Below are 23,351 nucleotides of genomic sequence, written 5' to 3' on the forward strand. Positions count from 1 at the left end.
CCTCGGTTATTCCGGGCGAATACAGAATAAGAGATGTGCAAGAGGGCTGCTACACTAACAGGGAAGGACGCTAGACCTTCTCTCAACCGGGCTGGCAATATCAATGTTTGGTTTTATCCTACGCCGGGTTGGAATGCTTATTCCAACCTTTATCGGCGTGACGCTTGTTGCGTTTTTCTTCATCCGGCTATTGCCGGGTGATCCCATCTTGCTGCTTGCGGGCGAGCGCGGCATTTCTGCCGAGCGCTATGCCGAGCTACAGCATGCTTTCGGTTTCGATCAACCGGTACTCATCCAGTATTTCCATTATCTGACAGGCCTGTTTCATGGCGATTTTGGAATGTCCATGGTGACGCGCCGTCCGGTTTGGGATGAGTTTTTCGCGCTGTTTCCGGCGACTCTCGAGTTGTCTTTCGTGGCGATTGTCATCGCGGTTGTCATTGGCATTCCCGCTGGCGTGATTGCTGCGGTCAAGCGCGGCTCTATCTTTGACTATTCGGTCATGACGAGTGCGCTGGTCGGTTATTCCATGCCGATTTTCTGGTGGGCCCTGCTGGCTATCATCGTGTTTTCCGGCTGGCTGGAATGGACCCCTGTCTCTGGCCGTATTTCCGTTATGTATTTCTTCGAGCCTGTTACCGGCTTCATGCTGATCGACTCGCTGTTGTCCGATCAGGCGGGGGCCTTTGAATCGGCCTTTTCTCACCTTGTACTGCCTTCTATCGTTCTTGCGACCATTCCAATGGCCGTGATCGCGCGTCAGACGCGCTCGGCGATGCTTGAGGTTCTGGGCGAAGATTATGTGCGCACGGCGCGTGCAAAGGGCTTGAGACGCGTTCGGGTAGTTGGCATGCATGCTCTGCGCAACGCTTTGATTCCAGTGGTTACGACCATCGGTCTACAGGTCGGTGTGTTGATGGCAGGTGCGATCTTGACCGAGACGATTTTCTCCTGGCCCGGCATCGGCAAGTGGATGGTCGACAGTATCTCCCGGCGCGACTATCAGGTGGTCCAGGGCGGCCTTCTGATGATTGCGATGATGGTCATGCTGGTCAATCTCGTTGTTGATCTGCTCTACGGCCTTATCAACCCACGCATTCGGCACCGCTAGGAGAGAAGCCATGTCTGATACTACTCAACTTATTGAGAATGTCTCTCGCCAGTCTACCAAAGCTGTGCTTAAGGAATTCTGGTTCTATTTCAGCGAAAACCGTGGTGCGGTGCTTGGATTGTTCGTCTTTCTGACGCTGGTGCTGCTGGCTTTGTTCGCTCCCTACATCACACCGCATGATGCAACAATGCAGTATCGCGATGCTTTGCTGGTGCCGCCAGCCTGGGCCGAAGGGGGCAACAGCTCCTATTTGCTGGGTACGGATGCTGTCGGTCGCGATATTCTGTCCCGCCTCGTTATCGGATCGCGTTTCTCGCTGTTTGTCGGCATTGTTGTTGTTGTCATCGCGCTGGTAGGCGGGATCATTCTTGGTCTGGTTGCCGGCTATTATGGTGGCACTGTGGATACAATCGTGATGCGCATCATGGACATCATTCTGGCCTTCCCGAGCTTGCTGCTGGCGTTGGTGATGGTGGCCCTGCTTGGACCGGGATTGCTCAACGCGATGATCGCGATTGCGATTGTCTATCAACCCCATTTCGTACGCCTGACGCGTGCGGCGGTGATGGCCGAGCGAGATCGGGAATATGTCGTGGCGGCGCGTGTGTCCGGTGCCAGTTCGTTGCGCCTGATGTTCCTGACCATTCTGCCAAACTGTACTGCGCCGCTCATCGTTCAGGCGACGCTTTCTTTCTCCAGCGCCATCCTTGATATCGCGGCTCTTGGCTTCCTTGGCATGGGGGCTCAGCCACCAACCCCTGAATGGGGCACCATGCTGGCGGAGGCTCGCGAATTCATTCTGCGTGCCTGGTGGGTCGTGACCTTCCCGGGTGTCTCCATTCTGGTCACCGTGCTTGCAATCAACCTGATTGGCGACGGACTGCGCGATGCGCTCGATCCGAAATTGAAACGGTCATAGGGAGATTGACACTATGAGTTTGTTGGAAATCAGAAATCTGACCGTTGAATTTGACACTGCCATGGGCCCGTTTCGTGCGCTCAAGGGGGTGGATTATACGGTCGACAAGGGCGAAGTGCTGGCCATTGTCGGGGAGTCCGGTTCGGGCAAATCCGTGGCCATGCTGGCAACGATGGGCTTGCTGCCTGATAGTGCAACGGTAAAGGCCGACGTCATGTCGTTTGATGGTCGTGACCTCAAGACTGTCAGCCCCAAGGAACGGCGCTCCATCATCGGCAAAGATATTTCGATGATCTTTCAGGAGCCTATCGCCAGCCTCAACCCGTGCTTTACGGTTGGCTTCCAGATCGGGGAGGTTCTGAAAACCCATCTCGATCTACGCGGCAAGGCCATTCGCTCCCGCACGATCGAATTGCTCGAAGCTGTGGGCATTCCCACGCCAGAAAAACGCCTGTCGAGTTTTCCGCACCAGATGTCTGGGGGGCAGTGCCAGCGTGTCATGATTGCCATGGCGATTGCCTGTCAGCCCAAGTTACTCATCGCGGATGAGCCGACGACAGCGCTGGATGTGACCATTCAGAAGCAGATTCTTGATCTGCTGATGCGCATTCAGGCCGAGCGCCATATGGGCCTCATAATGATCACCCATGACATGGGCGTGGTGGCCGAAACGGCGGATCGGGTTGTGGTTCAGTATAACGGTGAGCAGATGGAAGAATCCGGTGTGCTGGAGCTTTTCGAAGCCCCCAAGCATCCCTACACCAAGGCTCTGCTTTCTGCCCTGCCTGAACGGGCAGAAGGGGATCGCTTGCCTACGGTCAGCGATTTTGCAGCATCCTACAGCAAAGAGGATAGTCCAGCGGTATGAGTGACAATCAGGAAATAATTCTCAGCGCCCGCGGGATTACACGGGACTATGTGTCTGCTGGTGGTCTCTTTGGCAAAACTGAAACCGTGCATGCGCTCAAGGGCATCGACTTCGATCTCTATCGTGGGGAAACGCTGGCTCTGGTTGGTGAATCCGGCTGTGGTAAATCCACTCTGGCCCGCATTCTGACCCTTATTGATGCACAGACCGATGGGGAATTGCTCATCAGGGGCAATCCGGTGAACATCGCCAAGAAGAAGGTGTCGGCTGAGATGCGCCGCCGGATTCAGATCGTGTTTCAGAACCCCTATGGGTCTCTAAATCCACGCCAGAAGGTCGGAGCCGTGCTTGAAGAGCCGCTCAAGATCAACAATCCCGAGATGCCTGCCGAAGAACGGCGCCAGAAGGCGATGGATATGTTGCTCAAGGTGGGCCTACAAAAAGAGCATTTCGGGCGTTATCCTCATATGTTCTCTGGTGGTCAGCGTCAGCGCATCGCTATCGGGCGGGCCTTGATGCTTAATCCGCGCATGCTGGTTCTGGATGAGCCGGTATCGGCGCTTGACCTATCCATTCAGGCGCAGATTCTCAACCTTCTCAAAGATTTGCAGGAAGAGTTCAATCTCTCCTACCTGTTTATCTCTCATGACCTCAGTGTGGTGAAATATTTCGCTGACCGTGTGATGGTGATGTATTTTGGCGAGATCGTTGAGAGCGCCACGCGAGACGAGATCTTTGCCAATCCGCAGCATGACTATACCAAGACACTGCTGGCCGCGACGCCAAAGACGAGCATCGAATCCATTCGTGCGCGTGTGAATGCGCATAAAGAAACTGCCTGATCGTTCCTGTGCGATTTTTGATGTTTGGCCCGTCGGGAGATTTTCCGGCGGGCTTTTTCTTGTCCTGAGGGCTTTCACGCGGGCCTTAAATGGGGCCTAGATGAACGCAGTTTAACTTGCCGCTGGCTCTCTCTGTCCATATGGTTTTCTTCGTATAAATTAGAACGAGGAGAGGCAATATGTATCTGGTGATGAACCGGTTTCGGGTGAAAGTCGGCTTTGAAGAGGCTTTTGAAGAGGTTTGGCGGTCGCGCGAGAGCAAGTTGCTGGAGCGTGAGGGTTTTGTGCGCTTTGATTTGCTCAAGGGCGAGGAAAGCGATGGCTATGTGCTGTTTGCTTCCCACGCGCTGTGGCAGGACAAGGAGGCCTTCATCGGCTGGACGAAATCGGCTCAGTTCCGCTCTTCCCACGGCAAACCGAAAAATGAAAACCCGGTTGAATATGCCGGTCCGCCGGTGCTGGAATGCTTCGAAGTGCTCGATGACCTGACGATCGTGGCGGCAGTCTAGTCCGTCATTGTGTCGCCCAGGCTCTTGCTTGGGGCTTAGCCCTGCGGATTGTCTCGTTGATCAGCCCATATAGGCCTTGAGGGCCTCTGTTGGGTTTGCAAAAAAAGTTTCGCTCGGGCCAACCTGAGCGATGGCGCCATCCTGAACCAGCGCTGTCTGGTCTGCAGCGAGACGAGCGTCTTCGGGGTGGTGGGTCACCATGATGATGGTCTGTCCGTTCTTTTCGGCCAATGTGCTGACCAGCTTGAGCATATCCTTGCGCAAGGCCGGACCAAGGGCAGCGAAGGGTTCATCCAATAGCAGGACGGGGCGTTCTCTGAGAATGGCCCGAGCAAGGCTGGCGCGTTGACGCTGACCACCCGAAAGCGCTCGGGGCAGGCGCTCTGCCATTCCGCTGAGCTCCACCTGATCCAATGCGTCATGGACCTTTTGCCATTGCTGTTTATTCAGCTTGAGTGTCGGGTTGATACCAAGCGCGACATTCTGGGCGACCGTCATGTGGTTAAACAGATTATGGTCCTGAAACAGCATCGAAACGGGCCTGTCTGCCGGTGCGAGAGGGGCCATGTCCTGCCCATCGATGAAGATTTGGCCTGACCCATGCGGCAGAAAGCCGGCAATGGCGTTAAGGATGGTGCTCTTGCCCGCACCGGATGGTCCGATGAGTGCGCAGAAATTGCCGGCCTTGACCGTGAGGCTCACGGTCATTTGCCAATCATCAAGAGCGATGAAGAGGTGATCAATTCTTATCACGGCCAGCCAGTCCTTTGTCGAAAATCAAGAAAAATGCAAAGGCTACCAATGTCAGGATGAGGCCGGAGCCATAGGCCTGATCCATGTGGTATGCGCCCATTTGCTGATAAAGATAGAGCGGCAATGTTGGCGCGGTTGGCGAGCCGAACAGGGCAATGACTCCGAGGTCTCCGATGGAGAGCGCAGCTGTAATGCCGAGGCTGAGGCCGATGGGCTTGCGCATCAATGGCCAATGGACAAGGCGGATTGCCGTTTTGCTGTTCATGCCCAATTGCTGAATCTGCTTGCCATAGTCGCGCTTGATTTGCCCCATTGCGGGGGTGAGCAGTATGAGCGCAAAGGGTACAGCCTGAAGCCCGTTGAGCAGGGACGTGAGCGGCAGGGCCAGTCGGTCAATCGGGATATGTTGATGCAGCAGAATGAACAATCCCGCCCCCAGCGCGATGGGCGGGGCGACCATGATGGCAAAGCCGGGCAGTTCCACCAGGCGTCTGGTTTTGCCCTTGAGATGAATGGATAGCTGGGCCAATGGCAGACTGATGAGCCCCATGACGAGGCACGCCCCCATGGCCACCGCGATTGACCGCAAGGCCGCAGGTAAGAGGGCCGCCGCATCAAACGGGTTCATGATCAATCCATTTACCCCTCTCAGGAACGCGGCCACCAAGGGCATGGCAAGGAATGCAAGAGCTAGAATAATGACGCTCCAATCCACCCAGCGGGACGCTCTTGATGTGCGGTCACTGCGATGGATCGCGCCTCCAAGGCTTTCGCCGGTATCATGGTCTTGCGTGATGAGGCGGGAGATGACGGCGAGACCTGCACACAGGATGATCTGGAGACAGGCCAGCAGGGCGGCGCGCTCAAGGTCAAAGTCGTAGCGAATGGCCTGATAGATGGCGAGCTCAATGGTGGTTGCTTTTGGGCCTCCACCCAGAGCGAGAACCACGGTAAAGCTGGTTGCGCAGAGCAAAAAGATAATGGCGAGCACGCCGGGCAGACGCTCCTTGAGCATCGGCCATTCGATATGGCGGGCAATGGCTTTAGAACTCATGCCAAGCTGAGCGGCGAGGCGCCATTGCTCAGCGGGGATCGCCAGCCAACCCTGCAGCAGAATACGCGTTGCAAGGGGCAGATTGAAAAAGACATGGGCCAGCAGAATGCCGGGCAGGCCATAGATGGAAAAACCGGAGATGCCGATGCCTGTGGCGAGGGTATGCATGGGACCATTCTTGCCCCAGATGGCGAGCAGGCCGAGAATGGCAACGATGACCGGCAGGATGAAGGGCGCGCCAAACAGCGACAAGATGGTCGCCTTGCCGGGGAAGCTGCGCGTTGCCAGCGCTCTGGCCAGAGGAATGGCCAGCAACGCGGACAGGATGGCAGAGAGCGCTGCCTGCATAAGGGTAAAGCGAACAGCGCGCATGACATAGACGTCAGAAAACAGGCTGCTCAAGGCGCTGCCAACCGAGCTGGTCTCGCCTAGCGTGGGGGCCGCCATGGACCAAAGAGCACCGATGCTGGCGACAACGAGGGTAAGCGGTGCCAAAAAGGCGAAAAGTGCCGGAATGCCATTGGCAAAGGCTTTATGATTTGCCTGTCTGATCACGCATTATCCCTCGTTTTCACATGTTGGGCTGCTTATTGACTAAGAGCGCCGAGCCACTCGTCCAGAGCTTTCTTGCGGATGGCGGGCACCTCTTCTGTGTCAAACAGCAGGGCCTTGTCTGGCTTTGCCAGATCCTTGAAGGAGGCTGGCCATTCACCCTCCGGCATGGCAACAGGATACATCCAGTTGGTTGTCGGAATGACGGTCTGCGCTTCCGGCCCGATGAGGTAGCTCAGGAAGGCGTTGGCCAGATCTTTGTTCTGGCTGGATTTGGTGACGGCAGCCAGCTCGACTTGCATATAGTGGCCATCCTTGAAGGCTGCGGCCTTGTAGTTGGTCTTGTTCTCGGCTGCGATATGATAGGCTGGCGACGTGGTGTAGCTCAGCACCATATCGGCCTGTCCTTCCAGAAACATGCCATAGGCCTCGGACCAGCCTTTCGTGACCGTGAGGATATGGGGGCTCAGTTGCTTCCACGCATCGGCGGCCTTTTCGCCATAGACATCCTTGACCCAGAGCAGAAGGCCCAGCCCGGGCGTGGAAGACCGCGGATCTTCGATAACGATCTTTAGATCGTCAGGCGCATTGATCAGTTCTTCAAAGCTGGAGGGGACGGAGGAGAGTTTGTCGCTATCATAGACAAAGGCGAAATAGCCCCAGTCGAAGGGAACGAATGTGCTGGCATCCCACTCAATGGGCAAATGCAAGCCTTCAACTGCGACGCTGTTAGGCTCGAACAGGCCGCTTTTCTGCGCATCCGCTACAAGGTTTGAATCAAGGCCGACGAGCACATCCGCTTTTGACGAACCGCCTTCAAGGCGCAAGCGGTTGAAGGTTTCTGTCGCGTCGCCCGGAGAGACATATTCAACCGTGCAGCCGCAGGTTTTCTCAAAACCTTCCTTGATTGCTGGCCCGGGGCCCCATTCGGTATTGAAAGAATCGTAGGTATAGACGGTAAGGGTTGGTTTGTCGGCTGCATTGGCCGACGGGACTGCAACCAGAGACGTTGTCAGGCCGAGACTGGCTGTGAGAAGAGAAAGGGTCAAAGCTTTCATATCATTCCTCAAAAAAGAGGCCACGCAGAGGCTCAGGCCGCGCGTGACGCTGGTATGTCGTGTGCATCTTGCTGCGGGGGAAGTCCTCTCGCATCAGATGCTCTAGCTATTGACCGGATTGGGTAGAGTGGAAGAAGGTTGGGTTTGTTCCAAGCTTCGTCTCTTCCTCCGCCGGTGTGATCCGGATCAGGTTCGACGGGTTCGCACTTTGTGCATCTCAGCCTGGTTACAGGCACCCCGGGACGGTCGACATACTAGAGATATTGTTTCTGGAATTCAATCGGCTTGCGGCTTTATACGGAGAACAAATCAATCACGATTGGCTGGCGTATCAACGCTATATCGGCAACCCAGCCATCGGGTCGTCCATCAGATCCTGTTCGCTTTCCGAGGAAGGGGCTGATGAGGCTTCCGATGGACGGTCTGGATCGGCGATATAAGTGATTTCGTCTTCTGTTAGCCACGCCGGATCCGTTTGTGGCAATCGTGCCTGTCGTTTGCTGTCCACTTCCTGAAGAAAAGCATCGATCCTGTCATTGATGGAATCAACGAAAAGCAGGGGAGCATGGCCATGTCCCTTGGCTTCAAACAGTTGGCAGTCGGGGTGGCGGCTTACCATCTCCTTGGCCGTGGTGGCTGCTAGGATGTCGGATGTTTCCCCGCGTAGAACCAATGTTGGGCAGTGGGAAAGCGCCATGAATTGCGGCCAGAGATCGATTTTGGTTTCGCTGAGATCAATACTTTCAAGTGCCTTGGCGATATAGGGGTCGAAATCACTTTTCGGAACGCCCCCTTCATCGCGGAAGGTCATGCGGGCCATGCGCTCCCAGTCTTCTGCCGCAAGCCCGAAGAAATGCTTGTGGTTGGCTGTTTTGACATAGGCGACGGCGTCTTCCCATGTCTTGACCGGTTCGGAGCGCGTCAGGTAGGTCTTGATGCGCGCAATGCCGGTTGCATCCAATATGGGGCCGATGTCATTGAAGATGGCGCCGGCGATCAGATTGGGCTGAATGGCCGCGATGGCCAACATCAGCAAGCCGCCGCGCGAGGTGCCCAGAATGATAACCTCATGCAGACCAGCAGCCGTGATGGCGTCAATGGCGTCTCTTGCTTCGGTGATGACATTGTAGTTCTCGGGATTTTTGTCATAGTCCGATGAGCCACGGCCGCGGCTGTTGAGAGTCAGGACGAAGCGTGGATGGTCCGGATCGGTGGCGAGGCGCTCGGCCAGCGGATGAAAATCGCGGCTGGTTCGGGTAAGACCCGGCAGGCAGAGCAGGGGTGTCGCCTTGTTAGCACTGTCACCAAAGGCTTCTCCGCGCAGCACCAGACCATCTCTTGCTGTGATTTCAAAATGTTTGACAGTCGGCTGCATGGTGGCCACTCCGGAGCAAGGCGCTTGAATAGCAGGTGTCACTTCAAGACGAGTGGCACCCTGATATTCATTGCAGGATATTTTGTGCTGCGCAAGATGGCGCGGTGGGCGCGGCCTAAGGGTGGCCGCGCTTGAGATCCTTGCTGATGTCCAGCGTTTCATTGTGAATGCGGGCTTCATAAACCTGCAAATTCTCGATCAGCTTCATGACATAGTTACGCGTTTCCGAGAAGGGAATGCGCTCAATCCAGTCAATCGCGCTTACCTCGTTGGTGCGTGGGTCGCCGAAGCGCTCGATCCATTCCGGCGGGCGTCCGGGGCCGGCATTATAGGCGGCAAAGGTCAGGATATAGGAACCGCCAAAGCGCTCCAGATTCTCCTTCAGAAAGGCACTGCCCAGAAGCACAGCATAATTGGGGTCACTCGTGATCCGGGACAGGGAATAGGAGACGCCGAGTTTGCGGGCTGTTCTCTTGGCCGTTGCCGGAAGCATTTGCATCAGACCGCGTGCATTGGCGTGACTGCGGGCCTTCAGGTCGAACACACTCTCCTGCTTGGTCAGGGCATAGACCAGAGCAATGTCAACACCATTGGTTTTGACGCCCATCGGCAGAGCATGAAGCGGGAAGGCCAGCTTGTCGACCGGCATGTCTCGGTTGAGCGCCAACTGTCCAATCTGGACCGCGTTCTGGTGTAGGCCATAGCTTTGGGCGAGCTTATGGGCCAGTTCGATTTCAGATGGATCAGCCAGCGTGCGCGCCAGATGGCGGAAGAGCGGACCGGCGCGGTCTTCTTGCCCAACGGCTTTGAGACGCTTGATGGCTCGCACCAGATCGCGACGCTCAAAGCGTGCTTTTTGCGTGGCATTGGCCGGGGGAGGGGTTCTCAGGTTGAGATGCTTCGTGCCCAGTTCTTCCAGAGACAACTGACCGTAATAGTTGGTGGCATTGGCGGCTGCCTGATAGAATTTGACAGCAACGGCTCTGTCGCCTGCCGCTTCCCACGCACGCCCCTGCCAATAGAGGCCGCGGGATTTGTCTTGGGTGCGGGTGGCTTTTTTCCAGCTATTTTCGAAATGCACAGCGGCGGTCTTTTCGTCATGCAGATAGCGCAGGGCGAAGAAACCTGCATGGAACTCCGCTTCCGAGAAGTCCTTACCGGATTCTGCTGAATGTCTTGCCGCAATCTTGTAGGCGCGGCGGGCATCCCCCTTGTTCATCATCATGCGGGCCAGCAGGCGACGCTCATCCCACCATGCATCATGGTTGATCAGGTGATCCTCATCCAGAGGGGCCTTGAGAATGAGATCCGCCGCCTCAGTTTCCTTGCCCTGTCGGCGCGTATACTGAATCTCGGAGAAGATGTAGCCGGGATCCTTTCGCAAGGAACTGGGAACGCTTCGGAGCAGAGACCCGGCATTGCGAGCACGACGGATGACTGCCACACGCGCATTGACCAGTTTCATTTGCGCATCGGTCAGATAGCGCTTGAGGCGCAAGGCCCCGTTGGCTCGATCCCGATAGAGCAAATAGCTGGCGCGGTGGAAATGATCCTCATTGGTCAACACCGAGCGCATATTTGAAAGAATACGGCTTTCGGTTTTGGAATCCAGAGCACTTTCGCGCCAGATCGGGCGGATGATCTTGGCCGCTTGTGCCTTGTTGCCGACTTTGGCCTGGGAGATGGCGAGTTCAATGGCCGCCGTGGTGGACTCGGGAATGGCGTTGCCAAAGGCGCGAACCATCTCGGCTCCGGTCTCTGTTTCGCGCGCCACGGCCTCTTCTATGCGGCGCTGGGTGAGGCTGCGGCTGGGCCATTGCGGATTGTGATCATAGAAAGCCTTGATCTCGCTGGCCGGAAAATTGTGATAGCCACCAATGATGAGGATATAGGTGAGCAATGTCCGGTCCAAAGAGGGTTTCATGCCTTTCTGGATGGCGAGCGCTTTCTTCTGATCGTTCTTTTCAAGGGCGCTGAGAGCATCCTTAAGGGTGCCGCGTTCAGCTGAAATGCCATTGTCATGCTTGCGTACGGTTGGCAGTGAAGCCTCCGGCTGAGCCGCCAGCTGTGCTGCGACTGGGAGTTGAAGCGCCGCGCCGCTGCCCACCGTTGGAGCCGGCTGTGCCGGTGACACTGTCGGGTCGGTACGGTTTTTGGGCAAAATGACAAGATTGGCGGGCAGGTCGGCCGTGCTTTGCGGAGCGGATGGTGCTGTTTGCTCAAGGCCGGGGGCAGGTTCGGGCGTTGCCTCTGGAAGTGCCATGGGCGCTGTGAGTGCAATAGCCGGGCGGGATCTGGGCACTGGCACGCTTTCAGGCAGTGTTAGCGCACTGGCAATGGGCGTTATGGCTACAAGGCAAAAGCCTGTGGTCGCTGCTTTGATGATGGATCTAATCATATCGTCTGAAAATGTGCGTAACTACGGGCTTTTTGAGAACAAGACATTATTGTTGCAAAATTATGGTGAAGAAATTCCTTAGACCCGGATAGATTTTTAATTTTTCGGATGTCTCACAGCAATGTGATGGGGAGGCTTTTCTTTCCATGCCTGCTTACGGACATCTGGAAGGAGACAGGTCGATGGGGATGAAATGACTGAAATATTGCATCTTGTAGCGAAACATGGTGTTATGGGTCTCAACTTCCGGCAAAATGCTGGAAAAATTATAAAAACCGTCAAAATGACGGGTTTTTATTTAAAAATAACGGAAATTCCATGCGTGGAGCGTGGCTAAGACGAGGAAACGAACATGTTCAAAGGATCTTGCACAGCACTCATCACTCCTTTCAAAGAGGGTGGCGTGGATTATAAGGCCTTTGAGTCTTTTGTAGACTGGCAGATTACCGAAGGCACCCACGGGCTTGTGCCGGTTGGAACGACTGGAGAGTCTCCAACCCTGAGCCATGATGAACACAAGAAAGTGGTAGAAGCCTGCGTCAAGGTTGCTGACAAACGTGTTCCTGTTCTGGCTGGTGCCGGGTCCAATTCGACATTGGAAGCCATCGATCTGGCCCAGTTTGCCGAAGGCGCTGGCGCGGATGGCGTGTTGGTTGTTACGCCATATTATAACAAGCCTTGTCAGGCTGGGCTATATGAGCATTTCAAGGCTGTTGCGTCTGCGGTGTCTATTCCGATTGTCATCTACAATATTCCGCCAAGATCCGTCATTGATATGAGCGTGGAAACCATGGCGCGCCTTTATGAAGACTGCCCCAACATTGTTGGCGTCAAGGATGCGACCGGAGATCTGGTGCGTGTGACCCGTCAGCGTCTGGCAATGGGCAAGGATTTCATCCAGCTTTCTGGCGAAGATGCAACCGCACTCGGCTTCAATGCACAAGGGGGCCATGGTTGTATTTCCGTTACCGCCAACGTCGCGCCAAAGCTGTGCAGCCAGTTCCAGACCGCTTGCTTGAACGGGGAGTGGGACAAGGCGCTGGAACTGCATGATCTGCTGTCCCCGCTGCACCGCGCCATGTTCTTGCAGCCCAATCCGGCTGGTGCCAAATATGGCCTGTCGGTGCTCGGCAGGATCGAGAACGATGTCCGCTTGCCCCTGATGGCTGCAACAGATGCTGTAAAAGCCGAGATTGATGCTGCAATGAAGGTTGCAGGTCTGATCTAAAGGGCTTATCTGTGTTGCATGGCTCAGAAGAAGAAAAAGAAAAGCGATCCGAATAACCGCGTTGTGGCGGAGAATCGGAAGGCGCGACATGATTACGAATTTGGTGAAGTGACCGAAGCTGGCTTGCAGCTCACTGGTACGGAGGTTAAGTCTCTTCGTACCGGCAAGGCCAATATCGCCGAATCCTATGCGTCTTATGAGAATGGCGAGATTGTTCTGATCAATGCTCATATTCCCGAGTATGATCAGGGCAACCGGTTCAATCATGAGCCGCGCCGACCGCGCAAATTGCTTCTCCATAAGCGCGAGATCGCCAAAATGTCTCAAGCCGTGCAGCGCGATGGCATGACCATTGTGCCCCTCAAGCTCTATTTCAACGACAAGGGAATCGCCAAACTGGCGGTTGCAGTTGCGCGTGGTAAGAAAAATTACGACAAGCGGCAGGATGCTAAAAAGCGTGATTGGCAGCGCGACAAGGCTCGTTTGATGCGTGACAGAGGATAGATTGCTTTTGTGGGGCGCCTGATTGTCCCGAGCCATTCCATCTGGCTCCGGATTTTTTATTATCACAAGAGCGGGGCTTTTTTGATAAATCGCCATAAGAAAGCGCAGACTTCTGTGCTTTCGTCAAAAAACGGGGACGAAATTTTCCAACCTTTTTAGGCCTCATGCAAGCGTTTCTGGTCGGTTCACTTTTTAAAAGAGGGGAAAACCCGAATTTGGGGTTTAAAAATCTGGCAAGGCTTCTATAAAGATGACACTTCAATGACGCGGGGTGGAGCAGCCCGGTAGCTCGTCAGGCTCATAACCTGAAGGTCGTAGGTTCAAATCCTACCCCCGCAACCAATCTTAATCTTGTTTCAAGTTCAATGTCTTGGAATGTTCTCGTAAGAGACCATATAGATTAACGTTGCTTGCATTGAAGCAAAGTTGACGCGGGGTGGAGCAGCCCGGTAGCTCGTCAGGCTCATAACCTGAAGGTCGTAGGTTCAAATCCTACCCCCGCAACCAACGCTCCCCAACATTCTTTGGAATGGAGGGTTGAGTTTCCAAGTAGTGCAGGCAGCAATCCATTATCTTCAATCTTCACCCGCTGCCTCTTTCCCGTTGGTATGATGACCACCATCTCTATTAGGTTTCTTATCTTGCTGAAGATGTGATCATGAGATTGGCCTTCCGGCACATCATTGATGTGTTGTGATTTGCGCCCCAATACTCCTCCAGAATTTGGTAGAGCCCGTCCCACTTTGCTGTGAGCCCCAAGTTCGGACCGCCGGGAATTAGAATTTTCTGGCTTTCATCACAGTGACGGGCTGGTTACGCCACCGGGATTATGCAGAGCAATCGGAACGTTCTATCCGATTGCCGAATGAGGGCGACCCGGTTACGCCAAACTCCAACCTTGGTACATACAGCAACTTCGTCAATCTGTTGGACATGTGCGGACTGGCAGTGCCAATCTCCGCGCGGTCGGATGGGCGCCCCGCTAGCATCACCCTGTTGGCCAGCTCTGGCAAGGACGCCCTGTTCGCTTCGCTGTCAGCCTGTCTGAAAGCTGCCGGCGAGCGGACGCTTGGAGCAATCTCATGGCAGCTTCCTCAAAGAAAGCCCGTCACCGACCTTCTTGATGGATATGCCAAACTCGCGGTCTGTGGAGCTCACCTCAAGGGCTTGCCTCTCAACTGGCAACTGACTGACAGGAGAGCTTATCTGATAGAGGCGACGATGTCGGCGCCTTACTATCGCTTCTATGCGATGGCCGGGGAAGGCGTCAAACGCCCGGGAATGATCCGGACAACGGAAAAGCAGGAAAACGGTATCGCTGTCGAGGTCTGGGGCATGCCGTTAGCCGAGCTGGGGTCCTTTCTCGCGGGTATTCCGGCGCCATTGAGCCTCGGCAAGGTGGAACTGGAAAGCGGGGAGGAGGTTTGTGGCTTCATCTGCGAGGCTACTGGCGCGGAGGATGCTGAAAATATAACTTCAATTGGCAGTTGGCGCAGCTTCCTAAAGGAGTGATTAGCCGGTATTTCCGTGTTTAAAAATGAAAATTAAGAATATATTGGCGCGCCCAAAAGGGCCCGCCACTCATGACTCTCGCGATTTTCTGTATCGGAGGCTCGTTGCATTATTCCAATTCGCGTGCGACCTGACCGTAGGCCAGCAGGGCAAACAATCCGGTACCTCCGGCGATGTTACCCAAAAGCGTGCATACCAGAAGGGCTGCTGCTTGCGAGAGGCCGACTTCGCCGCGCATCGCCAAAAGGAAAAGCTCGGTGGAGCCTGCAATAACGTGCGTGAAATTGCCGATTGCAATGAGATAGGTGAACATGATGATCACCAGAAATGCGGCTCCGCGTGCGGAAGGGATCATCCATACAATTGCCGCGACAAGAAAGCCCGACGTGATGCCCAGGGAAAAGGCTTGTGATAATTCCAGATTGGCATAATGGTGCGAGACAGCGGCCATTCCATCCACGTATTCAGGTGGAATGGTTCCGACGAAATGCCCCAATGACGCAGCAAGGAAAGTCCCGCACAGGTTAGCGATAAATACGATTGCCCAAATGCGCAAAGTGCTCCAGAGCATATTGAGGGATCTGTGCGTAAGAAGAGGCAAAATTGCCGTGATGGTGTTTTCAGTAAATAGCTGCAACCGTCCGAGAATGACCAGCACAAACCCGACCGTATAGCCAAGATTTTCTATAGCAAATTGATGGGGTGAGCCTTCGAACAGTTTGTGCAGTATCCCTTCAGCCATGACTGACGTTGAGATGCCTATGCCTGCGGCAACGCCTGACCACCACAAAGATGTTGCTGGCCGGTTGAGCTCTTCCGTGCCTTCACGATGGACCACAGCATAAACAGAGACCGAACTCAGGCTGTGATGATCGCGCACATCTTTTCTTTCCTGTGCGGTTAACGGGGAATTGTTGCCTGATTTGTCTCTTTTTTCTCTCGGTGCCGACATGAATATACCTTTGATCTTGGGAGGTAAGTAGATGCATTATCTGGTCGTTTACCGGGAGAGAAACAACCCTCTCAGGATGTTTTCGCTCATGTTTTCTTCGCGATACGGCGCGGGTGTGAAGGTGCGGGGGCAATATGGGGATTGCTGCATGGGTGGAGGGGCTCAGGGAGGGGGCGCCTAGAAGAGCCGTTCGACATCTTTCTGTTTGAGGGAAGCCAGCTCGCCCAGAGTGATCGGTTTGAGTGGCGACCTGATGGTGAAATAGTCGATTTCCTGCATCGACTTGCCGGTTTGCTCGGCAAAGAGCGTTGAGATGGTCAGTCCACATCCTCGTCCCTGACAAGGGCCCATACCAGCTCGCAAAAAGGCCTTGAGCTGATTGGGGCCCTGACAGCCAAGGGCAATTGTTTTGCGGATCTCCCCTGCGGTAACCTCCTCACAACGGCAGACGATTGTCTTGTCCAGTGGCGATTGTGCGTCTTTAAAGGGTGGATAGGCGCGGTCAAGGAAGGGGCGAGCGGCATTCTCTTTCAAAAGAGCGCTCTTGAGGGGGGCAGCCCTTTGCTGGAGGTTCTCTTCGTCCAGTTTTCCCAACTCGGAGGCCAACTTGAGCGCGGCAATCCGGCCGCAAAGGTCGGCTGCCTTGGCTCCACCTATGCCAGCTCCGTCGCCCGCGATAAAGATGGTTGCTTCAGAGCTTTTGCCCCATTCATCCAGAGAAGGGCTGAAGCAGGCTTGTTGTGCATCCCAATGATGGTCCAGCTGCAGGGCGCGGCTAATCTGGACATTCGGTACAACGCCGTGATGCAGCAGGGCCGTGTCGCAAGGGATCGTATGGGAGCGGGCACCACACTGGAAGCTGACGCTTGCAACCGCCCCTTCGCCTTCCAGACGAATGTTGCTGGCACCGGTGTAGCGCTTAACGCCGCCCATTTTGAGAGCGGACAGCAGCTTCGTGCCCTTGAGGAGATAGCGCCAGCCACGCAAAGCGCCGCCGATATGCTTCATGGCCTTTGTCAAATCGCCCATGGTCTGGGTTTCGATGATGGCTAGCGGTGGCGTTTTGGCCTTGAGCATCTGGCTTGCCAGAACATAGAGCAAGGGGCCGGAGCCGATAAGGACAGCCTTGTTGGGAATAAGGCCGGATTGTTTGAGCAGTATCTGGCCTGCGCCCACGGTCATCACGCCGGGCATGGTCCAGCCCGGCAACGGCATGGGACGTTCAATTGCGCCGGTTGCTATGAGGATACGCTGCGCCTTGATCTGGCGAGCTTGATCTTTGACGGAGCAGGTGATCGTTCCATCCTTTTCGACCTGCCAGACGACGGCGCCCGCTAGATGGGTGATAAGGGGATCATGGGTTCCCTCGGCCAGCGGCAGGCCATCGAGAAAGTCTTGCCCAAGCATTTCGCCACGCAGAGGGGCGACGCGCTCGACATCACGATAGATCTGCCCGCCAACGCTTTGCTGCTCGTCAATGAGCACGGAAGCAATGCCGCAATTGGCCGCCTCGATGGCTGCTGCCATGCCGGCAGGGCCGGCGCCGATAATGGCAAGCTCGGTCTCAAGCATGGTCATCTTCCGTATTCAGATCGGCCGGCGTTGCCGGTTTGCAGACATTCATGTTGGCCTCAACACTGGTCTGGCAGGCTTGCTGTGTCATGCCATCTATATTGACAAGGCAGTCATAGCAGACGCCCATCATGCAAAAAGGGCCGCGCGGCGCGCCCGTAGCTGGCGTGTTGCGAAAGACAGAGACCCCGGCAGCCAAAAGGCTGGCGGCAAGATTGGCCCCTTCGGGCAGCATATAGTCCTGACCATCAAAGCGGACGGGCACAAGGGATTGGCTGGCCCCGGAAGCATCCTCAAGGGAGTTAAAGCCTGAAGCGGTCTTCACTGAATTTCTCCAAATTTGGCGCGTCATTTTTCTGGTCGAACCAGCTCGGCAGCAGCTTTCCATGAACGGCGGCAAGCGTTATGCCGCTATGGCAGGTCACTAGATAGGCTCCGGGCATGCTCGGGCTTTGCTGGTAAATGGGTAGGCCATCTTTCGACATCACCCGAAGAGCCCCCCAGCTTCTGACCAGTTTGGTCTTTGCGAGGAAAGGGTGGGTTTTTATGGCTTCTGCGGCAAGAAAGGCGACGCCGTCTGCCGTGGTGCCATCATCATAGCCGACCCGCTCGTTTGTTGCGCCGATCTGTATGCCGCCTTCATCCACCTGACGTGCAGTAACGGATGGTCGATGGATCATGCGGGGGAGCTTTTCGGTGATGAGCACCTGACCTCTTTCCGGCTCCAAGGGTGCAACAAAGCCCATCTTGGGGCCAAGATCCCTTGAGCCAAGCCCCGCAGCGAGGATGACCCGCTCCGAGTGGAAGCTTTCTCCATCGGCACATGTCAGGGTGAAGTGATCGGTCTTGGAGACATCCACGACAGTCCGGTCGGGCCAGTAGTAGCCCCCCATTTGTTGAACATCTTTGTGCAGGGCGCGCAGCAGTTTGAGCGGGTTTAAATGGCCATCGTCATGGTGCAGGATTCCGGCCACAACATCCGGGCCGAGTGTTGGCTCTTCTTTGCGTAAATCTTCGCCGCACAAAATCTCGAAAGGGTAGTCGCCGTCAAATTCCTGTTTCAGCCTTTCATAGGACTGCACGGTCTTTTGCAGGCTTTCTTCGCTGAAATGGTAATCAAAACCGCCATTCTGCTCAAGGCCAAGAGGAATGCCCGTGGCTTCTGTCAGTTCCTCGGCAAAGTCGGCATAAAGGGAAGCGGACAGCCTGGACCATTTGGCATAATGGGGGGCCTTGGCGCCCTTGCCTTGAATCCATATCAGCCCAAAATTGCCCCGGCTTGCCCGGAAGGAGCCATCACTCCCATCGAGTATGGCAACCGTGTGGCCATGTTTAAGCAGCCCCCAGGCGAGCGACATGCCAACCACGCCGCCACCGATGATCGTGAAATTTGTGTCCATTGCAATTCGGTTCTAAAGAAAAAACAGGAGAGGTGGGCTTTTAAAGGGCAAGCTTAGCGCACCTTTAAGGGGATGGGTAGCGGTATCTTATACTTTCATCTTACTCCGTTTTCTCGGCCTGTATGCGTCATCTCAATTTTGTTTCAGTTCACTCCACTCCACTGGCCTGATCAATATGGGCTCGAATAATCGCCTTGAGACGATCAGCATCTTTTTCCGCCAGAGCATCGACCATAGCGAAATGCTCCTTGCCCGATTGTTCTATGCGGGCATAGCTGGACCATTGCGAAGCCGGAGCAGGGGGAATGCGCAAGCGCAAGTCGGAGACCAGTTCCATGAGGCTGGCATTCCCACAGGTGGCCAGCAATGCAGTATGAAAGGCAATGTTGGTTTCGTAGATTTCCGTGATCTTGTGTTCGCGAATCTGATCCATGAAGCGCTGGGCCAACTGGTACAAGTCTTCGATCTGCTCATCGGTAACCTGCTTTACCATGAATTCTGCAGCCGATGTTTCGAGCATAATACGGATGTCCCGCACCTCATCCGTCGAGACATCATCGGCATGATGCACATAGTAGCCCCGGTTTGGCTCATAACGAACGATGCGCTTATTGCAGAGCGTCTCCAGCGCCTTTCTTGTTTCCGAGCGACTGGCTTCATAGCGACGCTGAAGATCAATCTGCTTCAACCAGCTGCCCGGCGAGAACACACCCGCGCTAATATCTGCGGTCAGAAGGTCTATCAGGTCTTTGCTGGACTTCTTCTTTCTCAAATCTATCCACCACTCTTCTGGTCATAAATGATTAAATTCGCATCAGAATCCCGTTTGCCTCATTTTTCACCATGCACAGAGATTGCGCAACCCTAAAAATTGTGTTCAATATTGGTGCCAATTTCGCAATAATGTTTAATCTCATGGGTTTATTAGATTTGGTTTTGCGAATTTATAAGAATGCGTTTTTTAAGTAAGGTTCGAAGGAAGTATCCCCAATGCAGAATAGCGACGAAATCTGGTCTTGTGTCGACGAGTTGTCCGAAGACTTTTGCGGCTTGTCGGATCGGGTGTGGGAGACGCCCGAGCTTTGTTTCAAAGAGGACAGATCCGCTGCCGAGCATATGGCTATGCTGGAAAAGCATGGGTTCAAGGCTGAGGCTGGCGTTGCGGGAATGCCAACAGCCATCATGGCTGAAGCTGGCAGCGAGGGGCCGGTGATCGCCATTTTGGGCGAATATGATGCGCTGCCTGGCCTTAGCCAGGAACATGGCGTTGCAGAACGCCGAGAAATCGAAGAAGGCGGAAATGGTCATGGGTGCGGGCACAATCTGCTCGGCGCAGGCTCCATGTTGGCTGCGGCGGCTGTCAAGGATTGGCTGAAGAAAAAGGGCATCAAGGGGCGTGTGCGCTATTATGGCTGTCCGGCAGAAGAGGGCGGCTCGGCCAAGGGCTTCATGGTGCGTGAAGGGCTGTTTGAGGATGTTGATGTCGCCATCTGCTGGCATCCGGCCCCCTTTGCTGGCGTCAACAAACCTATCTCGCTGGCTTGTAATGAACTGATCTTCACTTTCACAGGGCGCGCCTCTCATGCTGCGGCTTCTCCCGAGCTCGGACGCAGCGCGCTTGACTCCGTCGAACTCATGAGTGTTGGTGTGAACTATATGCGTGAACATATGGCCTCTACTGCCCGCATTCATTATGCGGTGATCGATAGTGGCGGTGTTGCGCCAAACGTCGTGCAGCCACGCGCCGTCGTGCGCTATCTGGTGCGCGATCGTGAATTGCCGGACATGCAGGCCTTGGTCGAACGCGTCAAAAAGGTCGCCGATGGGGCAGCGTTGATGACGGAAACCTCTGTGGAAAGCGTGATCGTTTCCGGTGATGGCAACCTGATTGGCAATGATCCGCTTGAAGAGCTGATGCACCAGATGCTGGAACGCCTTGGTCCTCCGCAATATTCCGAAGAAGACAAGGACTTTGCCCGCGAAATTCAGGCAACCCTGTCAAAGGAAGATATCGAAGCTGCATATAAACGCTTTGGGCTCAAACCACGATTTGATGAACCTCTGTGCGAGAGCATTACGCCGCTCAACTCCGGCGACGGACGTCATGTCGGCTCGACTGATGTGGGCACCGTAAGCTGGGTGGTTCCGACCGTTCAGATGCGCGGGGCAACTTATGCCGTGGGCACTCCGGGCCATTCCTGGCAGTTGGTGGCACAGGGCAAGACGCCCGCCGCACACAAGGGCATGGAGCATACGGCCAAGATCATGGCTGCAACGGCCTGTGAGCTGTTCCTTGACCCAGCCAAGATCGAGGCTGCCAAGGCAGATTTTGCTGACAAACTCAATGGCCGCCCCTTTATCAACCCGATCCCGGATGATTGCGATCCGGAGCTGCCTGAAACCAAGGAATAGGCAGGTCACTGTCTCAATCCTTTTTTCCCGATCCCGTTGTCAATCTGCGACGGGGTCCCGACAAGGAGACTAAAACCAGTGAGCTTTTTTCAACTGATGGGCTTTGGTGAAGGCGGTTGGGGTGCCTTCATGCTCATGGGGGCGCTGGTCACCATGGCACTGGCGCTTTGTGGCTTTTCCATTGGCGCCTGCTTTGGCGCCTTTGCCGCATGGGCCAAGATATCGGGCAACCGGTTTACGCGTACCATTGCAGATATTTACACCACCGTGTTGCGTGGTATCCCCGATCTGCTGGTCATCTATCTGTTCTATTTCGGTGGCAGCGCCTTTCTCACATGGTTGGGCCGCCTGTTTGGTTCGGACGGCTTTATCGGGCTGCCAGGCTTTCTGGCTGGCGCGATGGCCATCGGCATTACATCAGGCGCACAGCATACGGAAGTGTTCCGCGGGGCCTATCGCGCTGTTGCGAAAGGCGAGATTGAAGCCGCCGTCGCTTGTGGCATGCCGCGCGCCATGCGCTTTCGCCGTATTGTCGCTCCGTTGGTTTTGCGTCATGCGTTGCCCGGTCTTGGCAATGTGTGGCAGATCGTGCTGAAAGAATCCGCGCTGGTCTCAGTTACCGGCGTTGTGGAGCTATTGCGCCAAAGTCAGGTGGGGGCAGGCTCGACGCGGCAACCGTTCGATTTCTATTTTGCAGCGGCCATTCTCTATCTCTGCATCACGACCATCTCGAGCATCAGCTTTCACACTGCCGAGAAACGGTTCAATAAAGGGGTGAGAAGAAGCTGATGGATATGCAATTTTTCTGGGAGTCGCTGGTCACCCTGATCCCCGGCATTCCGCTTACTCTGCAATTGGCGTTTCTTTCCACCTTCCTTGGGGCTTTTATCGCTCTAGGGCTGGCGATGATGCGGCTCTCGGGTATTCGCCCTCTGGACTGGTTTGCTCGGGGCTATCTGTTCGTATTCCGAGGCTCGCCGCTGCTGGTGCAGCTGTTCCTCATCTATTACGGGCTCAGCCAGTTCCCCGCCGTACGCCATTCCTTTGCCTGGACTTTCCTGCGTGATCCCTATTGGTGCGCCATCATCGCGTTGACGCTCAACACGGCAGCCTATGCCAGTGAGGTCATTCGGGGCGGGCTTTTGTCTGTTCCTCATGGTCAGGTGGAAGCGGCGCGCGCTTGTGGCATGTCGGGCTTCAAGCTGTTCCGCCGCATTGTCTTGCCGCTGGCCATCCGTCAGGCTCTGCCAGCCTATGGCACCGAGCTGATCCTGATGGTCAAGGCGACCTCGCTGGCGTCCATTATCACCATCATGGAAATCACAGGTCTTGCCGCCAAGCTGGTTTCCGAGACCTATCGGGTGATTGAGGTCTTTGTGGTCGCCGGTGCTATCTATCTGGCAATCAACTTTATCCTCACCCGCATCATCATGGCATTTGAATATAAGCTGACGCCGCATTTGCGCGAGCCTCGCATTACCAAAGTGCTTGCCCTTGAAAATGAATCTGCTGGAGAAATCTCGTGACCAGTTCTGCCTCTCAAAACAGCCCTGTGGCTGTCAGCCTGACCGATCTGCACAAGTATTTCGGTGATCTCGAAGTGCTCAAGGGCGTTACCATGAAGGCCCACGAGGGCGAGGTCGTGTCTATTCTCGGCTCGTCCGGTTCGGGCAAATCCACCATGTTGCGCTGTATCAACATGCTTGAAACCCCGACTTCAGGCACCGTGACTGTTGGCGAGGAAACCATCAAGCTGGTGACCGACCGCAAGGGCGTGGTTAAACCGGCTGATCGCAAGCAGGTGGACCGGTTGCGGACCCGTGTTGGTATGGTGTTCCAATCCTTCAATCTTTGGTCCCACAAGACCATTCTGGAGAATGTGATCGAAGCGCCGATCCATGTGCAGGGACGCGACAGAAAAGACTGCATCGAGGAAGCTCAGGATATTCTCGCCAAGGTCGGTATCGCCGACAAACGGGATTTCTACCCCTCCCATCTTTCCGGTGGGCAGCAGCAACGTGCAGCCATTGCGCGTGCTTTGGCCCAGCATCCAGATGTGTTGCTGTTTGATGAACCGACCTCGGCGCTTGATCCCGAGTTGGTCGGTGAGGTGCTGCGCGTGATGAGGGGGCTAGCTGAAGAGGGCCGTACCATGCTGGTCGTGACCCATGAAATGAGCTTTGCCCGGGATGTGTCGAACCGCGTCGTCTTCCTGCATCAGGGGCAGATCGATGCCGAGGGGAGCCCTGATGCTCTCTTTAACGATATGAGCAATGAGCGTTTTCAGAAATTTATTGCCGGCTAACGGCGGCAGTCAAAAGCTCCGACTCTC

23 protein-coding genes, 2 tRNA genes and 1 riboswitch are annotated in these 23,351 nt (G+C 55.2%); of the genes, 15 read left to right on the forward strand and 10 right to left on the reverse strand.

From position 1 onward, the window contains the following. The first annotated feature begins 103 nt into the window (after positions 1-103). The 5 genes from ACKPCT_RS02665 (at position 104) to ACKPCT_RS02685 (ending at position 4,249) form a co-directional block, all read left to right on the forward strand. Entirely contained in the window at positions 104-1,111 is a 1,008-nt protein-coding gene (locus ACKPCT_RS02665) for an ABC transporter permease subunit (protein ID WP_090074922.1), read from the forward strand. A gap of 10 nt (positions 1,112-1,121) precedes the next feature. Further along, positions 1,122-2,030 carry an ABC transporter permease subunit gene (locus ACKPCT_RS02670; protein ID WP_090074923.1) on the forward strand — a complete coding sequence of 303 codons (909 nt, stop codon included), beginning with the start codon at positions 1,122-1,124 and terminating at the stop codon, positions 2,028-2,030. Between the two features lie 13 nt (positions 2,031-2,043). After that, entirely contained in the window at positions 2,044-2,898 is an 855-nt protein-coding gene (locus ACKPCT_RS02675) for an ABC transporter ATP-binding protein (protein ID WP_090074924.1), read from the forward strand. Beyond that, positions 2,895-3,740, forward strand: coding sequence for an ABC transporter ATP-binding protein (locus tag ACKPCT_RS02680; RefSeq protein WP_090074925.1), 846 nt, complete (start codon positions 2,895-2,897; stop codon positions 3,738-3,740). Before ACKPCT_RS02675 ends, ACKPCT_RS02680 begins: the two co-directional genes overlap by 4 nt. Before the next feature lie 179 nt (positions 3,741-3,919). Next, a complete protein-coding gene (locus tag ACKPCT_RS02685) occupies positions 3,920-4,249 on the forward strand; it encodes an antibiotic biosynthesis monooxygenase family protein (protein WP_319568303.1) in 330 nt (109 codons plus the stop codon). 60 nt (positions 4,250-4,309) lie between these two features. Here ACKPCT_RS02685 and thiQ read toward each other — a convergent pair whose 3' ends face one another. From thiQ to ACKPCT_RS02710, 5 genes are all read right to left on the reverse strand, one after another. Beyond that, positions 4,310-5,002: a thiamine ABC transporter ATP-binding protein gene (thiQ, locus tag ACKPCT_RS02690; RefSeq protein ID WP_319568304.1), complete on the reverse strand. Its 693-nt coding sequence runs from the start codon at positions 5,000-5,002 to the stop codon at positions 4,310-4,312. Further along, complete coding sequence (locus ACKPCT_RS02695; protein ID WP_319568305.1) at positions 4,989-6,611, reverse strand: thiamine/thiamine pyrophosphate ABC transporter permease ThiP; 1,623 nt, start codon at positions 6,609-6,611, stop codon at positions 4,989-4,991. The genes thiQ and ACKPCT_RS02695 overlap by 14 nt, the downstream gene beginning before the upstream one ends. 32 nt (positions 6,612-6,643) lie before the next feature. Further along, positions 6,644-7,666 carry a thiamine ABC transporter substrate binding subunit gene (thiB, locus tag ACKPCT_RS02700; RefSeq protein WP_319568306.1) on the reverse strand — a complete coding sequence of 341 codons (1,023 nt, stop codon included), beginning with the start codon at positions 7,664-7,666 and terminating at the stop codon, positions 6,644-6,646. Positions 7,667-7,811: 145 nt separating this feature from the next. Further along, positions 7,812-7,916, reverse strand: a riboswitch (TPP riboswitch). 87 nt (positions 7,917-8,003) lie between these two features. Further along, on the reverse strand, positions 8,004-9,041 hold the full coding sequence (locus ACKPCT_RS02705; protein ID WP_319568307.1) for an alpha/beta fold hydrolase: 1,038 nt from the start codon (positions 9,039-9,041) through the stop codon (positions 8,004-8,006). Between the two features lie 115 nt (positions 9,042-9,156). Beyond that, on the reverse strand, positions 9,157-11,304 hold the full coding sequence (locus ACKPCT_RS02710) for a lytic transglycosylase domain-containing protein (protein ID WP_319568308.1): 2,148 nt from the start codon (positions 11,302-11,304) through the stop codon (positions 9,157-9,159). Between ACKPCT_RS02710 and ACKPCT_RS02715 the strand changes: the two genes are divergently transcribed. From ACKPCT_RS02715 to ACKPCT_RS02740, 6 genes are all read left to right on the forward strand, one after another. Beyond that, positions 11,303-11,521 (forward strand): hypothetical protein, encoded by a 219-nt coding sequence (locus ACKPCT_RS02715; RefSeq protein WP_175528176.1) that lies wholly within the window; start codon positions 11,303-11,305, stop codon positions 11,519-11,521. The genes ACKPCT_RS02710 and ACKPCT_RS02715 overlap by 2 nt on opposite strands. 270 nt (positions 11,522-11,791) lie before the next feature. Then, the gene (gene dapA, locus ACKPCT_RS02720) at positions 11,792-12,667 is read left to right on the forward strand and encodes a 4-hydroxy-tetrahydrodipicolinate synthase (RefSeq protein ID WP_090074931.1); all 876 of its coding nucleotides are present in this window, start codon (positions 11,792-11,794) and stop codon (positions 12,665-12,667) included. Between the two features lie 18 nt (positions 12,668-12,685). Continuing rightward, positions 12,686-13,171 (forward strand): SsrA-binding protein SmpB, encoded by a 486-nt coding sequence (gene smpB, locus ACKPCT_RS02725; protein WP_090074932.1) that lies wholly within the window; start codon positions 12,686-12,688, stop codon positions 13,169-13,171. Between the two features lie 265 nt (positions 13,172-13,436). Then, a tRNA-Met gene (locus ACKPCT_RS02730) sits at positions 13,437-13,513 on the forward strand. A gap of 88 nt (positions 13,514-13,601) precedes the next feature. Continuing rightward, positions 13,602-13,678 (forward strand) — tRNA-Met (locus ACKPCT_RS02735). A gap of 294 nt (positions 13,679-13,972) precedes the next feature. Continuing rightward, on the forward strand, positions 13,973-14,683 hold the full coding sequence (locus tag ACKPCT_RS02740; RefSeq protein WP_319568309.1) for an allophanate hydrolase-related protein: 711 nt from the start codon (positions 13,973-13,975) through the stop codon (positions 14,681-14,683). Positions 14,684-14,792: 109 nt separating this feature from the next. On the opposite strand, the gene ACKPCT_RS02745 is transcribed toward ACKPCT_RS02740, so the two are convergent. The 5 genes from ACKPCT_RS02745 to ACKPCT_RS02765 form a co-directional block, all read right to left on the reverse strand. Next, positions 14,793-15,563, reverse strand: coding sequence for a formate/nitrite transporter family protein (locus tag ACKPCT_RS02745; protein ID WP_210186818.1), 771 nt, complete (start codon positions 15,561-15,563; stop codon positions 14,793-14,795). 249 nt (positions 15,564-15,812) lie between these two features. Continuing rightward, entirely contained in the window at positions 15,813-17,207 is a 1,395-nt protein-coding gene (locus ACKPCT_RS02750) for an FAD/NAD(P)-dependent oxidoreductase (protein WP_319568310.1), read from the reverse strand. Then, on the reverse strand, positions 17,200-17,532 hold the full coding sequence (locus ACKPCT_RS02755; RefSeq protein WP_319568311.1) for a (2Fe-2S)-binding protein: 333 nt from the start codon (positions 17,530-17,532) through the stop codon (positions 17,200-17,202). The genes ACKPCT_RS02750 and ACKPCT_RS02755 overlap by 8 nt, the downstream gene beginning before the upstream one ends. After that, on the reverse strand, positions 17,510-18,607 hold the full coding sequence (locus ACKPCT_RS02760) for an NAD(P)/FAD-dependent oxidoreductase (protein ID WP_319568312.1): 1,098 nt from the start codon (positions 18,605-18,607) through the stop codon (positions 17,510-17,512). Before ACKPCT_RS02760 ends, ACKPCT_RS02755 begins: the two co-directional genes overlap by 23 nt. Positions 18,608-18,755: 148 nt before the next feature. Then, the gene (locus ACKPCT_RS02765; RefSeq protein WP_319568313.1) at positions 18,756-19,379 is read right to left on the reverse strand and encodes a GntR family transcriptional regulator; all 624 of its coding nucleotides are present in this window, start codon (positions 19,377-19,379) and stop codon (positions 18,756-18,758) included. A 218-nt stretch (positions 19,380-19,597) separates the two neighbouring features. Here ACKPCT_RS02765 and ACKPCT_RS02770 point away from each other — a divergent pair, with 218 nt between their 5' ends. The 4 genes from ACKPCT_RS02770 (at position 19,598) to ACKPCT_RS02785 (ending at position 23,324) form a co-directional block, all read left to right on the forward strand. Beyond that, positions 19,598-21,019 carry a M20 family metallopeptidase gene (locus ACKPCT_RS02770; protein ID WP_319568314.1) on the forward strand — a complete coding sequence of 474 codons (1,422 nt, stop codon included), beginning with the start codon at positions 19,598-19,600 and terminating at the stop codon, positions 21,017-21,019. Positions 21,020-21,115: 96 nt separating this feature from the next. Then, complete coding sequence (locus ACKPCT_RS02775) at positions 21,116-21,808, forward strand: ABC transporter permease (protein WP_090074940.1); 693 nt, start codon at positions 21,116-21,118, stop codon at positions 21,806-21,808. Continuing rightward, entirely contained in the window at positions 21,808-22,545 is a 738-nt protein-coding gene (locus ACKPCT_RS02780) for an ABC transporter permease (protein WP_090074941.1), read from the forward strand. The genes ACKPCT_RS02775 and ACKPCT_RS02780 overlap by 1 nt, the downstream gene beginning before the upstream one ends. Beyond that, complete coding sequence (locus tag ACKPCT_RS02785) at positions 22,542-23,324, forward strand: ABC transporter ATP-binding protein (protein ID WP_090074942.1); 783 nt, start codon at positions 22,542-22,544, stop codon at positions 23,322-23,324. The genes ACKPCT_RS02780 and ACKPCT_RS02785 overlap by 4 nt, the downstream gene beginning before the upstream one ends. Positions 23,325-23,351 lie beyond the last annotated feature (27 nt).

The organism is Cohaesibacter marisflavi (assembly GCF_963665895.2).
GTDB lineage: Bacteria > Pseudomonadota > Alphaproteobacteria > Rhizobiales > Cohaesibacteraceae > Cohaesibacter > Cohaesibacter marisflavi.

Bases quoted from the DNA above. Each gene is read 5' to 3' on its own strand.
- ACKPCT_RS02775 (WP_090074940.1), top strand. From the start codon at position 21,116: ATGGGCTTTGGTGAAGGCGGTTGGGGTGCCTTCATGCTCATGGGGGCG.
- ACKPCT_RS02715 (WP_175528176.1), top strand. From the start codon at position 11,303: ATGGGCGCTGTGAGTGCAATAGCCGGGCGGGATCTGGGCACTGGCACG.
- ACKPCT_RS02770 (WP_319568314.1), top strand. From the start codon at position 19,598: ATGCAGAATAGCGACGAAATCTGGTCTTGTGTCGACGAGTTGTCCGAA.
- ACKPCT_RS02685 (WP_319568303.1), top strand. From the start codon at position 3,920: ATGTATCTGGTGATGAACCGGTTTCGGGTGAAAGTCGGCTTTGAAGAG.
- smpB (WP_090074932.1), top strand. From the start codon at position 12,686: ATGGCTCAGAAGAAGAAAAAGAAAAGCGATCCGAATAACCGCGTTGTG.
- ACKPCT_RS02760 (WP_319568312.1), bottom strand. From the start codon at position 18,607: ATGGACACAAATTTCACGATCATCGGTGGCGGCGTGGTTGGCATGTCG.
- ACKPCT_RS02780 (WP_090074941.1), top strand. From the start codon at position 21,808: ATGGATATGCAATTTTTCTGGGAGTCGCTGGTCACCCTGATCCCCGGC.
- ACKPCT_RS02675 (WP_090074924.1), top strand. From the start codon at position 2,044: ATGAGTTTGTTGGAAATCAGAAATCTGACCGTTGAATTTGACACTGCC.
- ACKPCT_RS02680 (WP_090074925.1), top strand. From the start codon at position 2,895: ATGAGTGACAATCAGGAAATAATTCTCAGCGCCCGCGGGATTACACGG.
- thiB (WP_319568306.1), bottom strand. From the start codon at position 7,666: ATGAAAGCTTTGACCCTTTCTCTTCTCACAGCCAGTCTCGGCCTGACA.
- dapA (WP_090074931.1), top strand. From the start codon at position 11,792: ATGTTCAAAGGATCTTGCACAGCACTCATCACTCCTTTCAAAGAGGGT.
- ACKPCT_RS02710 (WP_319568308.1), bottom strand. From the start codon at position 11,304: ATGGCACTTCCAGAGGCAACGCCCGAACCTGCCCCCGGCCTTGAGCAA.
- ACKPCT_RS02670 (WP_090074923.1), top strand. From the start codon at position 1,122: ATGTCTGATACTACTCAACTTATTGAGAATGTCTCTCGCCAGTCTACC.
- ACKPCT_RS02705 (WP_319568307.1), bottom strand. From the start codon at position 9,041: ATGCAGCCGACTGTCAAACATTTTGAAATCACAGCAAGAGATGGTCTG.
- ACKPCT_RS02665 (WP_090074922.1), top strand. From the start codon at position 104: ATGTTTGGTTTTATCCTACGCCGGGTTGGAATGCTTATTCCAACCTTT.
- ACKPCT_RS02750 (WP_319568310.1), bottom strand. From the start codon at position 17,207: ATGCTTGAGACCGAGCTTGCCATTATCGGCGCCGGCCCTGCCGGCATG.